The 14,129-nt window shown below is 55.6% G+C and carries 16 protein-coding genes; 3 read left to right on the forward strand and 13 right to left on the reverse strand.

Annotated features, from left to right (window positions below; all coding sequences use genetic code 11):
- Nucleotides 1–13 precede the first annotated feature (13 nt).
- Both AACY07_RS09815 and AACY07_RS09820 read left to right on the forward strand, forming a co-directional pair.
- Nucleotides 14–1,021 carry an ATP-binding protein gene (locus tag AACY07_RS09815; protein ID WP_339474611.1) on the forward strand — a complete coding sequence of 336 codons (1,008 nt, stop codon included), beginning with the start codon at nt 14–16 and terminating at the stop codon, nt 1,019–1,021.
- Between the two features lie 98 nt (nt 1,022–1,119).
- A complete protein-coding gene (locus tag AACY07_RS09820) occupies nt 1,120–1,674 on the forward strand; it encodes a vWA domain-containing protein (RefSeq protein ID WP_339474612.1) in 555 nt (184 codons plus the stop codon).
- A gap of 59 nt (nt 1,675–1,733) precedes the next feature.
- Here the strand turns inward: AACY07_RS09820 and AACY07_RS09825 are convergent, their stop codons facing one another.
- Nucleotides 1,734–2,000, reverse strand: coding sequence for a hypothetical protein (locus AACY07_RS09825; protein ID WP_095000290.1), 267 nt, complete (start codon nt 1,998–2,000; stop codon nt 1,734–1,736).
- Between the two features lie 331 nt (nt 2,001–2,331).
- Here AACY07_RS09825 and AACY07_RS09830 point away from each other — a divergent pair, with 331 nt between their 5' ends.
- Entirely contained in the window at nt 2,332–3,657 is a 1,326-nt protein-coding gene (locus tag AACY07_RS09830; RefSeq protein WP_133079588.1) for a sigma 54-interacting transcriptional regulator, read from the forward strand.
- Nucleotides 3,658–3,706: 49 nt separating this feature from the next.
- Here the strand turns inward: AACY07_RS09830 and AACY07_RS09835 are convergent, their stop codons facing one another.
- The 12 genes from AACY07_RS09835 to AACY07_RS09890 form a co-directional block, all read right to left on the reverse strand.
- Nucleotides 3,707–5,002 (reverse strand): transporter, encoded by a 1,296-nt coding sequence (locus AACY07_RS09835; protein ID WP_133079589.1) that lies wholly within the window; start codon nt 5,000–5,002, stop codon nt 3,707–3,709.
- 46 nt (nt 5,003–5,048) lie between these two features.
- Nucleotides 5,049–5,789, reverse strand: a complete 741-nt coding sequence (locus tag AACY07_RS09840; protein WP_339474613.1) for a hypothetical protein — start codon at nt 5,787–5,789, stop codon at nt 5,049–5,051.
- A 45-nt stretch (nt 5,790–5,834) separates the two neighbouring features.
- On the reverse strand, nt 5,835–6,524 hold the full coding sequence (locus AACY07_RS09845) for a C39 family peptidase (protein ID WP_339474614.1): 690 nt from the start codon (nt 6,522–6,524) through the stop codon (nt 5,835–5,837).
- Between the two features lie 63 nt (nt 6,525–6,587).
- Complete coding sequence (locus AACY07_RS09850; RefSeq protein WP_339474615.1) at nt 6,588–7,376, reverse strand: heme utilization protein; 789 nt, start codon at nt 7,374–7,376, stop codon at nt 6,588–6,590.
- A gap of 69 nt (nt 7,377–7,445) precedes the next feature.
- Nucleotides 7,446–8,021, reverse strand: a complete 576-nt coding sequence (locus AACY07_RS09855; protein ID WP_339474616.1) for an adhesin — start codon at nt 8,019–8,021, stop codon at nt 7,446–7,448.
- 1 nt (nt 8,022) lies between these two features.
- A complete protein-coding gene (locus tag AACY07_RS09860) occupies nt 8,023–8,463 on the reverse strand; it encodes a hypothetical protein (RefSeq protein WP_219262240.1) in 441 nt (146 codons plus the stop codon).
- A gap of 73 nt (nt 8,464–8,536) precedes the next feature.
- Complete coding sequence (locus tag AACY07_RS09865; RefSeq protein ID WP_339474618.1) at nt 8,537–8,680, reverse strand: hypothetical protein; 144 nt, start codon at nt 8,678–8,680, stop codon at nt 8,537–8,539.
- Nucleotides 8,681–8,825: 145 nt separating this feature from the next.
- Complete coding sequence (locus AACY07_RS09870) at nt 8,826–9,380, reverse strand: AAA family ATPase (protein WP_133079595.1); 555 nt, start codon at nt 9,378–9,380, stop codon at nt 8,826–8,828.
- The gene (gene pnuC, locus AACY07_RS09875; RefSeq protein WP_133079596.1) at nt 9,377–9,940 is read right to left on the reverse strand and encodes a nicotinamide riboside transporter PnuC; all 564 of its coding nucleotides are present in this window, start codon (nt 9,938–9,940) and stop codon (nt 9,377–9,379) included. The genes AACY07_RS09870 and pnuC overlap by 4 nt, the downstream gene beginning before the upstream one ends.
- 917 nt (nt 9,941–10,857) lie before the next feature.
- Nucleotides 10,858–11,163, reverse strand: a complete 306-nt coding sequence (locus tag AACY07_RS09880; protein ID WP_339474620.1) for a hypothetical protein — start codon at nt 11,161–11,163, stop codon at nt 10,858–10,860.
- Between the two features lie 588 nt (nt 11,164–11,751).
- Nucleotides 11,752–12,264 (reverse strand): Hcp family type VI secretion system effector, encoded by a 513-nt coding sequence (locus tag AACY07_RS09885; protein WP_339474622.1) that lies wholly within the window; start codon nt 12,262–12,264, stop codon nt 11,752–11,754.
- A gap of 187 nt (nt 12,265–12,451) precedes the next feature.
- Nucleotides 12,452–14,059 carry an ArnT family glycosyltransferase gene (locus tag AACY07_RS09890; protein ID WP_339474623.1) on the reverse strand — a complete coding sequence of 536 codons (1,608 nt, stop codon included), beginning with the start codon at nt 14,057–14,059 and terminating at the stop codon, nt 12,452–12,454.
- Nucleotides 14,060–14,129: the final 70 nt, after the last annotated feature.

Here is a 14,129-nt window from a genome sequence, read left to right on the forward strand (position 1 = left end):
GGAACCCGAAAACATGACTGACACCCCGCATTTCCCGTTATCGGCGGTGGTCGGCGCGGACTCGTTGAAGCTTGCGCTGTGCCTCACGGCCATCGACCCCAGGATTGGCGGCGTGCTGATCGAAGGTCCCCGTGGCATGGCCAAATCTACCCTGGCCCGTGGGCTGGCTGATCTGCTCGCCAGCGGCCAGTTCGTGACCCTGCCACTGGGTGCCACTGAAGAGCGTCTGGTCGGCACCCTCGATCTGGACGCCGCACTCGGGCAAGGCAAGGCGCAGTTTTCACCGGGTGTGTTGGCCAAGGCCGATGGCGGTGTGCTGTATGTCGACGAAGTGAATTTGCTCGCAGACCATTTGGTGGATGTGCTGCTGGATGTGGCTGCAAGCGGTACCAATGTGGTCGAGCGCGATGGCATCTCCCATCGGCATGCTGCGCGTTTTGTCCTGATCGGCACCATGAACCCGGAAGAGGGGGAGTTGCGTCCTCAACTGCTCGACCGCTTTGGGCTGAACGTGGTCATGAGCGGTCTGCCGCAACCGGCCGAACGGGCACACATTATCCGTCGGCGCCTGGCCTTTGACGCGGACCCCCAGGGGTTTTGCGCTCAGTGGGCAGAGGCGCAGACGGCCCTGCGCCAGCGTTGCGAGCATGCACGGGGATTGCTGGCCAGCATCGCCCTGGACGATCAATCGCTCGCGGTGATTGCCGAGCGCTGTTTTGCAGCGGCGGTCGACGGTATGCGTGCCGATCTGGTGTGGCTGCGTGCTGCACGGGCCCATGCCGCCTGGCGTGGCGCCACGGCAATCAGCCTTGAAGACATCGATGCGGTGGCCGAATTTGCCTTGCGTCATCGGCGGCGCGAGCAGACGGGCCAGGCACCGACACCGGAGCAGCCGCATTCACAGCCTCAATCCAGCACGCCTTCATCCGGTTCCGGCCAGGGCCAGTGGGGCGAGTTGCCAGCACAGGCCCAGGCGATGGGTGCGCGCCGTGACGTGCCGAGCTGGCCAAAAAAGCCTTAGGCATTCGTCCCCGATCCGATGTGGGGGCGGATGCCAGACCCCAGGCGGGTCATCTCGCAACGGGCAAACTGGGCGCAAGCCTCAGTGCCGGCAGCGGGATGGTCGATTGGGTGCAAACCTTGCTCCGTGGCCGTCCACGTCTGCGCGCAGATCTGCGCCATAAAACCCGCAAAAGCGCCGCCCAGGAACTGTGGCTGGTGGTGGTGGATGCATCTGCTTCAACCCGGCGGCATCAGGCCCTGAGTGATGCCAAGGGGCTGCTCGCCCAGTTGTTCGAGGATGCGTATCGCCAGCGTGCCCGGGTGGCCGTGATGACAGCCAGCGGCAATTCGCCTGTGTGGCAGGTCACGGGGGTAAAGGCTTCGGCGGCGCTCAATGAGTGGTTGGCCCAGCTGGGCGCCGGTGGTGGTACACCGTTGCTGCAGGCCCTGCAGGAAGTCGCGAAGTGGCTTGATCGGCGGCGCAAGCAGTTGCCGCAGGAGCAGCAGCGATTTTTGCTAGTGACCGATGGCCGTTTGAAAGAGTGGTCGGCGTTGCCCGAAATCAGCTGCCCGGGGCTGTTGATCGATATCGAGCGGGGCCCGATTCGTCTCGGTCGCGCGCCTCAATTGGCGGCGGAGTTGAAGGCAGACTACCTGCACATTGATGGCTAGAGGCCAACTACCCCTGCGGGAGCAAGTCTGCTCCCGCAAGGAGGGGCAATCTGGCAGCCTTATGCAGGCATTACCCAGGGTTGCAGGGTGTAGCCTTCGCTGCTGATCTCGGCGCGGGCTTGAGCCAGCAGGCTTTCGAGTTGGGCGGCGTCTGCGCAGGCACTGCGCGGGATCTGTTTGCGGCCGATACGGGTGTTGGTGCGGTCAATGACCGTCAGGCTCAACTCACCGTGACCGTCTTGTGCAGCCCAGGCGACGCATTGAAACGGTTCAAAGGCGTGGCCGGCAATCAAAAGTGCTTCGTTGAAACGGAGCGGGGCGTTCATAGGGTTTTCTCTCAAGTATGCCCATCAAATGATTAACCGTCGGCTGGGCTTACCGTTCGGTTGCTTACTTGTACTGATGACCTCAGACCGGCATCAGGTCACACACTTTTCCTACTTTTTTAAAAGTTTTTTTACCCGACTGATCCAAATCAATTTTTTGCGCTCGCAAACACCCTTTTGATTATCCAATTGAGTGCACACCGCTCAATTGGCTATTAGGGATATAAAGAAAAGATCCTGAAAGCTCCCACAGCCTTGCTAACGTTACGCTTGGATGGAACAAAGGACTGTTTTTATTGATTTTTTAATTTTTTGGCGCCAAGGAACAGTCATGCTCACGATGTCATCTCCCCGACGTCTGCTGGTCGTTGATCCCTGTGAAGATTGCCATGAAATACTCCCTGGTTTGCGAACCATAGGCTGGTCGGTGGACAGTTGCACGCTGGCAGGTGTTATTGACCGTTCGTGTGATGTTGGCCTGTTCCGGCTTCAGCCGTCCCACCTCGAGCGTCCTGAAGCGGTTAAAGACATGATCAGTCGCAGCGGCACCGAGTGGATTGCGGTGCTGACCCCTGACGTCCTTAAACTGAAGAACGTGGGGGACTTTGTCTGTGAGTGGTTTTTTGACTTTCACACCTTGCCCTTCGATGTCTCGCGGGTTCAGGTCACGCTTGGCCGGGCCTTTGGCATGGCCTGCTTGCGGGGTCAGGCCTCACCGCTCACTTTGCCCCAGGAGGATGAGCTGCTCGGAGACAGCCGATCCATGCGCGATCTGCGCAAAATTTTGAGCAAGTTTGCCCCCACCCAGTCTCCCATCTTGATTCGGGGTGAAAGCGGCACCGGTAAAGAGCTGGTCGCGCGCACCCTGCATAGGCAATCCCAGCGCAATGGCAAACCTTTTGTCGCGATCAACTGCGGATCCATTCCCGATCATTTGATCCAGTCGGAACTCTTCGGTCATGAGAAAGGCGCGTTCACGGGCGCTCATCAGCGCAAGATCGGACGGATAGAGGCGGCCAATGGCGGCACGCTTTTTCTGGATGAAATCGGCGATCTGCCGATGGAGCTGCAGGCCAATCTGTTGCGTTTCTTGCAGGAAAAACACATTGAGAGGGTCGGTGGCAGTCAGCCGATCCCGGTTGACGTGCGCGTCCTTGCGGCCACTCACGTCGATCTGGAGGCCGCCATTGTGAGGGGGCGCTTTCGGGAAGACTTGTACTACCGGTTGAATGTATTGCAGGTGATCACGGCGCCACTGCGTGAACGTCATGGCGATCTGGCCATGTTGGCAAGTCACTTTGCCCGTTACTACAGCCTGGAGACGGGCCGTCGGCCGCGCAGTTTCAGTGATGATGCATTGATTGCCATGGGCAATCACGGCTGGCCCGGCAATGTGCGCGAGCTTGCCAACCGTGTGCGCCGTGGATTGGTACTGGCTGAAGGTCGCCAGATCGAGGCCCATGACCTGGGGCTGGACTCAAGCCCGCTGTTTGTCGGTGAAATGAGCACACTTGAAGAGTACAAGGACCGCGCGGAACGCCAGGCCCTGTGCGAGGTGTTACACCGCCATAGCGATAACCTGAGTGTGGCAGCGAGGGTGTTGGGGGTGTCGCGACCTACGTTTTACCGGTTGTTGCACAAGCACAATATCCGCTGAAAAACAGAAGGCCCGCCGCGTTTGAACGCGGCGGGCCTTTTTGTGCGGCTTAGAAGTAGTACGGGAATTTCAGGCTGAAGGTGAAGTCCGGTGCATCATCCGTCAGGCCAATCGACAGGTTTGGCACGATGGTCAGGTTGTTGGTGGCGGCAACCGTCATGCCGACGTTGAAGTAGCCCGCGTTGGCATCACTGGTGGTGACTGTTTGCCAGTCCCCGCCATCCTGCTTGAGCTTGCTCTTTTTCTGAATCAGGTCAGACACCGAGAACGACATACTCATCTTCTCGTTGAGGGCGAACGCCACACCCGCGCCAATCTGGAAGCTGTCACCCAGTTTGACCTTGCCAGGCTGCTTCAGATTTTGCGTTGAGCTGATGTCGTCAAAGGACTCTTCAAGGTTGTGGGTGTAGGAGAGGGTACCGAACAGTACGGCCGGGTCGAAGGTCTTGACCAGGGAGATAGCCGGGCTGATGGACCACACACCATTACCGGTCGGCAGGTCTTCAGGGGTGAATACGTTGGTGTTGTCAGGCGACTGAACCAGCTTGATCCCGAACGGATCCTTGCCGGTAGGGGCCTTGACCCGCACGCTGAACACCGCATCCGGGGTGTTTACCGACTCATCGAGGAACTTGTAGGCGACACCGAAGTTGACGTCACCAATGGTCGGGTCACGCGTGACGGTTTGCTCGGAAGTCGCCTGGGCATCACCGCCGTTGGCACCACCGGACTGGTAAGTCGATTCACGGTAGACCACTGGTACGTTGACGTCGAACTGCCAGCGGTTATCGAGGTTGTAGCGGCCGGTCAGATCCAGCGTCCAGTTGTCGGCCTTGATCCGGTCCAGGTTCAGGTTGCCCAGAAAGATCGAGTCCAGGGCCAGGAAACCGTTGAGGATCAGTTGGCGGGTGTCATAACGGGAATAGGTAACGCCTGTTTCGAAACTGAACTTGCCACCGCCGAAGAAGCCGCTGGCTTCGTCGTACAGGTTGACCACACTCTGGGCCGGTGCGGAGTCATCCTTCAAGGCGGTCCCGTAGGAACTGCCGCCTGCAGCAACGGCTGCACCTGTGGTACTGGCGCCTGCAACTGTCTGATTGCCTTTCATGTCGGCTGGAGATTTGGCCAGGCGACGGGGAGCAGGTGTTGCGGGCTGGTCTTCCACTTGACGAACACGCTGCTCAAGCACAGCCAGGGCTTTTTGCTGCTGATCGTAACGTTGGCGTAGCTCCAGTAATTCTTGTTTTAGTAGCTCTACGTCCGAACCAGGTGCTGCATACAGCAGTGCTGATGGGAAAATAGTGCTCATGCATACAACTGCGCGAAAGGTAAACGATCGGTGCATGAAATAAGCCGTCCAGATAAGCCAAGTCGTAGGACCTGAGCGTAGTTCAATATCCCATATTGCGTAGTCCTTTTAGCTGGCTAAGATTGCAATCGAGTGCACCGGGACTGGGCATGTTATTGCGCAACACCACATTCAGTTGGGTCATGTTATTAACCATGTTGCCGCCCCCCAACAGTGTTGTGCTCTGCAATACGCCCCCTTGGGCTATTTGTTGCAGTGAATTGCCTTGATTGTTGTTAGCCTGGATCGCTAGTTGGATGCCTCCGTTTACAGCAGACACCGTCAAGTTGCCTGCGCCGCCTGTTTGGGTAATCGGGTTGTTGGCGGTCAGCAACACGCCTTGCTGGTTAACCGCAGGTGCCTGATTGGCCTCGGTCACATTGATATCGACATTGTTGTAAGCGCTGTTGTAATCCCCCGCAGCCCGCACGCTCTGGGTCACGCCCTGGCCCGTGGTCAAGCCCACGCCTCCGGTCACCGAGCCGGTACCGGGTGAACCGGTTGGGCCACTACCGGCAGAACTGTAAGTGGAGACATAGAACTTGGGCTCAATGGTGTTTTGCACATACATGGAGGTGCTGGCACCCACTACGCCGCCATTACTGCTGGTCCAAGTACTGTTCATTACGATGCCGAAACTGATGATTCGTCCGGGCATGACATAACGTCCACGCAACTCGGACATTTCATTGTCTTTCAATTCGACCGGTTTAAAGGTCGATGCGGCCTGGGCGGGCAGACTGGCAGCCAGGCAGGCGGCAATCAGCCAGATTGGAGTTTTCATGTGCTGCTCCAGGAGCGCGCAGCTCCGTAGTCATGCTTGGCGCACCTAAAAAAAGTCGCTTTGAATAAAACCAAAGTCCATGAGCTCTGCATCTTTTACCGGACTGAACCCGTCCAGCTGGTTTTTAGCTGTCAGCGGAGCAGGGGGCGACAGTAGGGCGTTGGTTTTGTCGTAACCGGGGCCGATGATGGCAAACACGATGCCATTCCAGCCTTTGATAAAATCGTCATGGGAATAACGTTTGTGGCCAAGTACAGGGTCGCCGATGTAAACCCAGTCTTTCTGGGTGCGTTGCAGGACGACAAAATGCTTGTAGCCACGGATCTCCAGCAGTACCACCACGGGGATGTTCACACTCTCCAGGCTTTGCGCAGGAATTCTGTAACCCCGGGCGCGCATGCCGATACTTTCAACGTAGCGCTTCATGTCGAGCATTGAAAAACCCTGAACGCGCACCAGGTCCTGATCTGCGTTCTTCAGCATCCCTTTGATGATCTGGTCTTCGTCGACGTCCAGCCAGTAGGCCTGGCGCAATACGGTGGCCAGTGCTGCCGCGCCGCAACTGAAGTCGGTCTTTTGTTCGACGATGTCCTTGAAGCGCCGCTCACGAATGCTCTGTACCTGTTTGAAAACCAGATTGCCGCCAGGCATGGCGGCGACGGACATTTGTGCGGCCTGGGTCATCCCGGAGATCCCGGTCAAGCCAAGCATGAGGGCGAGGGCGACAATACGCATGATTGATACGCCTTGTATGAAGAGAAAGGGTCTCGTAAACGAGACCCTCCTTTACCGTCGCTATTACATGCAGACTTTGCAACCTGCAGCGATGGACAGCGAGTTGCTTTGTTGGTTGCCTACACCAGCCGCGATGTTGGCACCACCATTACCCGACATGCCATTGAACGAATGGTCCATGGTGGCGTTGTTGATGACCGGGGTTTTGTTGTGGCTCCAGCTTGGGCCCCAGGTGTTCACATTGCTCAGGTAAGACGCGCCAGCCTCGTTGATAACCGACAGGTTATTGGAGGTTTGGTTGGCAGTTGCGCCTGCGGAAGCGATGCGGCCGTTGGATACGGCGATGGCCAGGTTGTTTTTCTGTTGGTTGAAGTCGCCCGCAGCCACGTTTATACCCACGTTGCCTGAACTGCCATTGCCCGAGCTTTTGAGCATGGCGTTGTTTTGGGTGCCGTAGTTATGATCGTTGTTGTGACTGTTGGTCTGGGTTGCACTGGTCAGGGACGCAGCAGTACCAAAGACAAACGTTTCGTCAGCGGTTGCGATCGCAACGGCGTTGTCTTGTTGGTTGCCCGAGCCAGCGGCGGCGTTGACGCCCATGTTGCCTTCAGCACCTTTGACCGAGTCTTTGACGGTTGCGGTGTTTTTGATCGCTTTGTTGGTCACTTTGTTGTTGTGACTGTTTTGCACGTCAATCACAACAGCCGCTGCAGCAGCATAAGGGTCCAGTGTGTAGGACGGTGGATTCGATGGAGGTGGTGGTGGGCCATCGTTGTGACCGGCTTGTGCAGCTACTGACAGGAGTGCGGCCATAGCGAAAGCCAGAGGTTTCAGAGCGATTGAAGGTTTCATGGTGATTCTCCGTGCTTCATTAGTGTGTTAAGTGTTGGCACTTTCTAATTGCACTGCGTTGTTATCGGGTCAGTCAGCAACCCGTATATTCAGGGTGTTAGCCATGCGGTTCCCCACCCCTGCACTCTGGTTCAACTGCACCACCCCTCGGCTGCCGGTGAAGGCCTGATCGCTGGTAACGACCTGGCGACTGCCGTTGGCGGGGGATGCGGTTCCCGAGTTTGGTACCAGCGCCACGTTCTGTTGTGACAGGGCGCTGTCGTCCATACCTTGCGGTTGGGCACTGATGCCGACTCGCACGATATTGGCCATCTGGTTGTTGGCTCCGGCGGACTGGTTGATACCGATCACACCGCTGCCATTACTGAAAGAGTTGCCGCCAATGACTGCCTTGGCATTAAGCGAAGGGTCGGCCGGGGTATTGATTTTCTGGGTAACGGACGTTGAGGCTTTGGCCTCGGTACCGATGGCAATGGCGCGGATGTTGACTTGTTGCTGCTGGTCGCCCGCCGCCTGGTTGATGGTGACGTTGCCGTGGTAATTGGCACCCGAGTTGTTGATCTCGGCGTTGTTGTCAGAGGCCGCCAGCACACTTGAACTGGCAAGCAGGGCGGCAATCACCACAGGCAGGCTGTAGGCAGTCATGTTATTTCCCCTGGCTCAGTACAGAGAGCGGACGCATGCCCTGGCTAATGCTGTTGCCGATGGTGTCGGAAATGGTGCCGCCGCTCCCACCGCCATGGCCGTTGGTCATGCCTGGCAGCCCGTTGCTGGTATTGAGCCCTGGCAGACTGTTGCCATTGGGCATCATGGTGTGCCTGATCGAGGTACCGGTGCTGACACCGGCAAAATCGCCATCATTGAGTTCGCGGGTACCGCCCATTACTTGTGCCAGAGGGCTGGCATTGGCGGTAACAGGGTCGGGATCGGGATGCATGGCGGGGGTGCCCACCGGCTGGGGTTGGACAGTACGTACAAGCACTATCTCGCCACTACCTGCGGCCTGTACTGCGCTGCACACGCCCATCAAGGCGCTCAGGCTGCAAGCCATCAGCAGGTAACGGTTACCACGATATAAGTGCCCCATGACTGTGCTCCCTTTTCGACGCTGGCCCTAGCCAGCGTGATAAGGAAAGAGCATGAGCTGTGCCGCTTTTGAATTAACGTTGTAAAACAATAGCTGGCAGCATGATGGCAATTTCGGTTAAGCCGAAGTGTAACGAGCGTGAGATAACAAAGAGCCGGTCAGCGCCTTTATCTGTTGGGCAGGCGCTATTTTTAGAGGCCGACAGGGCCTGTTTCATGAGCGTTACACTATTCGTGTTTATGCCGCAGGTCGGTGTTTTAGCGGTGTTGCGGGGGGTTGCATGTAACAGCAGTGGACATATTAAAAGTGCTGAATCCATTAAGTTGTTGGTTAATGAATTGCACTTTTTATTGGGCTATAACTTACTGACTAATACTTATTGAATAAGTTTCCTGAGCGCTCATTAATTTATTGACCGCCTCGCAGGCGTGTTGTTGTCGAGCCTGCCAATCGCCCGTGATGACTTGCAAGGGTTGGTGGTGGTCTGTCAGCCATTGATGGCTGGCCCTGAAAAACGCCTGGCGTTCAACCAGTGAGGGTTGGCAACGTTGGCCGTCAGCGGTCCATTCCACATCGTCAGGGGACAACAGCAGATGCAGATCGTATTCGCGCTTTAGCAGCTCGGTTTCCAGCCAGTCCGGACAGTCGCCGAACAGCGTCTGGCTCCACAGGATGTTACTCAGCAAATGAGTATCCAGAATCAGCAGTTCGGGCCGTTTGGCACGTGCCTGGTCTTCCCATTCGAGCTGGCCGCGAGCGATCTGTGGAATATCCGCCAGGCAGGTGTCGCGAGGGTTTTGCTCGATAAAGTAGCGAACATATTCGCCCACCAGAATGCCGCCAAAACGCTCTTGGAGCAGCGCTGCCAGCCAACTTTTACCACTCGATTCCGGCCCTGCCAGTACGACCACCTTCATGTGCGTAGCGCCGGGTCGCGGCGCCAGTCACGCCAGCCTTGAATGGCAATGACGGTAAACAGCGCGTAAAGGCCGGCCGTGAGGTACAGATCCTGCCAGGCGAAAAAGCCGATATAGAGCACGTCGATCACACACCACAGCGCCCAGCATTGAAGGCGTTTTTGCGCCATCCACACTTGTGCGACCAGGCTGAAAGCGGTCAACGTGGCGTCAGGCCAAGGGAAGCTGGAGTCAGTCCAATGGGCCATTGCAGCACCCAAAGCAGCACTGCCTATGACGCCCATAGCGAGGCCGAAGAGCACGTGCAAGGCACTGAGTCGAGAAACCACGCGGCCTTCATGTTGCGAGCCTGCGCGGGTCCACTGCCACCAGCCATAGACTTGCAGCACGGCAAAGAACACCTGCAGGAGCATGCCTGAATACAGTTTGATCTCGAAAAAAATCCAGCTGTACAGCAGCACCATCACCAGGCCGATGGGCCAGCACCAGGGGTTTTGTTTGACTGTTAACCAGACGGCGATGACGCCGAGTGCGGCGGCAAACAGTTCAAGCCCTGACATTGGGATTCCTTGGAAGAAAGTGAAGGGCGGGAATTGTACCTATTTGTGGGGGTTGTAGCTGCTAATAGGTGGGAGCGGGCTTGCTCGCGATGGCATCACTGAGTTCAACCTGACAGACCGCAGCGTTTGCATCGCAGGCAAGCCAGCTCCCACAGGTATTGCGCCGCCCCTGTGGGAGCTAGCAAAACGGCCTGTCGCGATCAACGCAAATGCAGCAGCACGTAATCATTCTTGTCGAAGCGCCTGCTTAGTGCCGGAGCAGGCAATGCTGACAACTGCTTAGGTGACTGGGTGAAAAGCGGTAGCAACTCGAACGCTGTTTCGTTCCACTCATCAGCGTTTACTGTCGTGAAAACCAGCGTTTTCGTTCCCATTCAACCGGAAATGTAGAGATATGGACAAATATCATAACAAGGGATATCCAGCCCATTACGGCATTATCGACATGCCCCATAAATGGTAACGTGCTGTCTCGCACATAAAAATTGTGAATGGCCGCACACAGTACGTTGTAGCTCCCAACCCCCCAGAACTTGAAAGCGGAATAACGACGACCTGACCACGCGTAGTTCGCCCAAAAGGAAGGCCAGTATAAAAGCACCGTTATAAGTATAAAGACGGGATAAAAAATGAAGTTACTCATCAAGGCTGTCGCACGCTCCATACACAGTGCTCGCAATTATAACGACGGCAAATCTATCGAAGAAAAACCCTCTCCGCGTGGCGGCCTTATACCCTCTTACATAGTCCCTTTTTACATACCTGAACAAACATAGAAGCATCTCCTTCTTGTCGGCCTGGCAGGCTATTGTGTAGAAGATCGATAGTCCGTAGGAGGCATCTGAGAGGTGCGTAAGATGTGTCTAGTAAAGGTTTGCGCACCAATTCGAACGCAGATTCGTTCCACTCCTCAGCGTTTACTGTCGTGAAAACCACCACTTAACATTCCGTTTAACAGGAAATGAAAATAAATGTAGCAAAATGCAGGCAAAGGCAATCCAGCCAATAACCGGGTGCTCTGAAATTATATCCGGGCGACTCCCAAGATATAGAAAGTCATTATGCTCTATAATGTTAATGTAAGGTACAGCAAAGAAGCCGTTTAATATTAGGCGGAAATAGAGTTTTGCGGGGGTTAAGTTTCTTCCCGAGAGTTGTATCTTTAAGAAGTAGGCTAAGAAAACCCCGCACGCTGCCAATGCAGAAAAAATCAGCACAATCATTTTTCAGCCTCTTTGTATATTTGCTGTCCTGTTGGGAAGTCGGTATATATTTCGAAGCCTATAGCGCCAGCGCCCATGTCTTTGTAGGGTCTTACACAGTCAGCTCTGAGATATCTAGGTGCTCGATTCACATCGACTGTACACGCTAAAGGCCTAGTGTTAAGTATCCGCACCAGCGCTGTTCAGTGCCAGGTGGATAGCTGAGACTTAATAGTTAGCTATAGTGAAATCTTCTATCCCGCATCACTGACCAAGATGCTGGGCCTGACTTAAACGCGCCATCAAGGTTACTTTTGTGAAAACCAGCGTTTCCGGTCCCAATTAGCGGGAAGAGTAAACGCATAGACAAAAATCATAACAAGGGATATCCAGCCCATTACGGTATTATCTACGCGCCCCAGAAATAGGAGCGTGCCGTCTTGCACAAAAAAACATGTATAGATCCACAGAATATGTTGTAGATAGCAACTGCCCAAAACTTGCAGGGGGAAAAGTTACGGCCTGAAAATGCGAAGTATGCCCAGTAGGAGGGCAAGTACATAAGTGCCGTTATTAGCACGAATACGGGATAAAAAATGAAGTTACTCATTAAGGCGTGTTACACGCGCCATACACAGTGCTTGCAGTTATAACGGCCGTAAATCTATCGAAGAAGAATCCTCTTCGCGTAGCAACCTTATCTCGGTAACGGATGGCTATATGCTCTTGTGGTTCGGCGTCGTGGTGCAAAATAACGTGGGGCATCTCAAGTGTCAGGTCAGCAATAACGCCACCATTGATCGAAACTGAATAAAACTTTTCTTGCAGGCCAAAAGAAGAAACACGATAAAAGTTGATTGTGCACTTTATCTCTTCTCGGGTTGAGAGTGCTTGAGCGAGTAGCGGCGAGGATTTATCAACGTTTTTGGTAATGAGGATTGGTCGATGCGTTGGCTTATTAATATTGCCGATGTTGACCATGTTGTGAGTGTAAGACAGCACCATGATTTCATCGATATGCCCGGACTGACACTTGTTGCCTATTGAGTCTTGGCTTGAGCAGCCAGCTGAAATCAAGCCTTGAGCCTTACCTGTAATCGTCATATATCCATTGTTAGCCATAGATGCATCTCCTTCTTGTCGGCCTGGCAGTCTATTGTGTAGAAGACCGATAGGCCGTAGGAGGCATCTGAGAGGTGCGTAAGATGTGTCTAGTAAAGATTTGCGCGCTGGTCGAGATCCCAAACAGGCTCGTACTCAGCGCGACGAGATTTTGCGATTTGTCCCCAGAGCCGTCACACAATAACGATCAACGCAAATGCAGCAGCACGTAATCATTCTTGTCGAAGCGCCCGCTCAGTGCCGGTGCAATGCTGCCCGGCTCGCTGCCCTGCAAGGCCTCATAGTCCTTTCTGTCCATCACGATCCAGGCCGGTGCGCGCAGTGCTGTCAGCTCAGCAGGTGACTGGGTGAAAAGCGGTAGCAGATCCCGGTCCACGTTGACCATGAATTTGATCGCCTTGGCGTCTTTGCCCATGCCGTGCAGCACCACGGGCGCCGGGGCCTGATCGATCAGTTGCAGGGCTTTGAGGGTAAAGGTGCGCGTGTCATACAGAGTGCGCTCTGCCGGTTCAAAGACGGTGATATAGCTGCTCCACAGCGCCAGCACGGCACACGCCGCCAACCCTTGAGTACGCCACCGGGCTTTGAACAACTGGCCCAGGGCCAGAACCTGGAGAACCGCCAGGATGACGAAGGTAGCGGTCAAGGGCGGCAACTGCTCGCCAAAACGCTTGCCTGCAACGATCAGGCCGATGATCAGCAAGCCCGGCAGGATCAAGAACAGTCCTTGAATAAAGCAACGTAAAACGCCAAACACCCGACCGCTCATGACTTGAAACGGATAAGCCGCAATGATCGCGGCCATTGGCAACATGGGCAGGAGGTAGCGGGCTTTTTTCGCTTGAGGAATCGACAGGCCGATCATGACCACCAACGCGGCCGCCACACAGTATTTGACCAGTTGCAGCGACGGTCCCGACTGTTTGCGCCCGGCAATCAGGATTGCCACCAGCACCACCACGGCCAGCGGGTAAGCCAGGGCGTAGTTGCCCACGGAGCTTGTGAAGTAATACAGCACGCTGCTTGCGCCTTCGGTGCCGTCCATGCGCCCGGTGACTTGCATGCGGATCACTTCGTGGACAAACGCCTCGCCACCACTGAGCCAGGCCAGCATCAGCAATGTGCCAATGCACGCGATCAACAACGCCAGCGCTTGTAGCCCAACGCTGATCAGGCGTCGCCATTGGCCGCCAAGCAGGTAGTAACTGCACAGGATACCGGTGGGAATCACCAGGCCGATCGGGCCGCGAATGGCAAAGCCCAGCACCAGTAGAGCCAGTAGCCAGACATGTCGTCGTGGCGCCCCGAAGTTGTCGTGGGCGTAAGCCAGATAGAACGCGCTGAAACTGACGGCTGCCAGCATCTGGTCCAGGGAAACGGCCCGGGTTTCGGTCACGAAGGTCATGCTCAGCAACAACAGGGCCACGCTGACCAACGCCCAGAGTGTGGATCGCGGTGCAACCAGGCGATACATCAACGTCACCAGGGTTGCGCTGGCGATGGCCGTGGGCAGCCACGCCGTCAGGCTGGTCACTTTGCCAAAGGGCAGCGACAGCAACCAGGTGAACACGGTCGAGGTTGCGCTGTAGTCGGCGTAGGGCTGGCCATAGGTCGTCGGGAAAAAGCCGGGACCGTTGCGCAGCATTTCGTTGGCAAACATGACAAAGCGCGAATCAAAACCGATCGCCGCCTCTTGATGGTTGCCCAGAATAAACAGCACTAATGCGAGCGCGCCCAGTATCAGGGATTGCCTGCGTAGGGTGAGCAGGGCTGTGGGGGTGAAATCGGCAGGCATGTTGAGTCTCCTTGACTCCTCGGAGCACGCAAAAAAAACGCCGCCATTGTTACCAATGGCGGCGTGATCA

This window comes from Pseudomonas sp. RL_5y_Pfl2_69, assembly GCF_963970465.1.
In the GTDB taxonomy this organism is placed as follows: Bacteria; Pseudomonadota; Gammaproteobacteria; order Pseudomonadales; family Pseudomonadaceae; genus Aquipseudomonas.

Coding starts and splice junctions, on each gene's coding strand:
- AACY07_RS09820 (WP_339474612.1), top strand. CDS start 1,120: ATGGTCGATTGGGTGCAAACCTTGCTCCGTGGCCGTCCACGTCTGCGC.
- AACY07_RS09830 (WP_133079588.1), top strand. CDS start 2,332: ATGCTCACGATGTCATCTCCCCGACGTCTGCTGGTCGTTGATCCCTGT.
- AACY07_RS09825 (WP_095000290.1), bottom strand. CDS start 2,000: ATGAACGCCCCGCTCCGTTTCAACGAAGCACTTTTGATTGCCGGCCAC.
- AACY07_RS09860 (WP_219262240.1), bottom strand. CDS start 8,463: ATGGGGCACTTATATCGTGGTAACCGTTACCTGCTGATGGCTTGCAGC.
- AACY07_RS09890 (WP_339474623.1), bottom strand. CDS start 14,059: ATGCCTGCCGATTTCACCCCCACAGCCCTGCTCACCCTACGCAGGCAA.
- AACY07_RS09815 (WP_339474611.1), top strand. CDS start 14: ATGACTGACACCCCGCATTTCCCGTTATCGGCGGTGGTCGGCGCGGAC.
- AACY07_RS09850 (WP_339474615.1), bottom strand. CDS start 7,376: ATGAAACCTTCAATCGCTCTGAAACCTCTGGCTTTCGCTATGGCCGCA.
- AACY07_RS09835 (WP_133079589.1), bottom strand. CDS start 5,002: ATGCACCGATCGTTTACCTTTCGCGCAGTTGTATGCATGAGCACTATT.
- pnuC (WP_133079596.1), bottom strand. CDS start 9,940: ATGTCAGGGCTTGAACTGTTTGCCGCCGCACTCGGCGTCATCGCCGTC.
- AACY07_RS09855 (WP_339474616.1), bottom strand. CDS start 8,021: ATGACTGCCTACAGCCTGCCTGTGGTGATTGCCGCCCTGCTTGCCAGT.
- AACY07_RS09885 (WP_339474622.1), bottom strand. CDS start 12,264: ATGGCTAACAATGGATATATGACGATTACAGGTAAGGCTCAAGGCTTG.
- AACY07_RS09845 (WP_339474614.1), bottom strand. CDS start 6,524: ATGCGTATTGTCGCCCTCGCCCTCATGCTTGGCTTGACCGGGATCTCC.
- AACY07_RS09865 (WP_339474618.1), bottom strand. CDS start 8,680: ATGAAACAGGCCCTGTCGGCCTCTAAAAATAGCGCCTGCCCAACAGAT.
- AACY07_RS09880 (WP_339474620.1), bottom strand. CDS start 11,163: ATGATTGTGCTGATTTTTTCTGCATTGGCAGCGTGCGGGGTTTTCTTA.
- AACY07_RS09840 (WP_339474613.1), bottom strand. CDS start 5,789: ATGAAAACTCCAATCTGGCTGATTGCCGCCTGCCTGGCTGCCAGTCTG.
- AACY07_RS09870 (WP_133079595.1), bottom strand. CDS start 9,380: ATGAAGGTGGTCGTACTGGCAGGGCCGGAATCGAGTGGTAAAAGTTGG.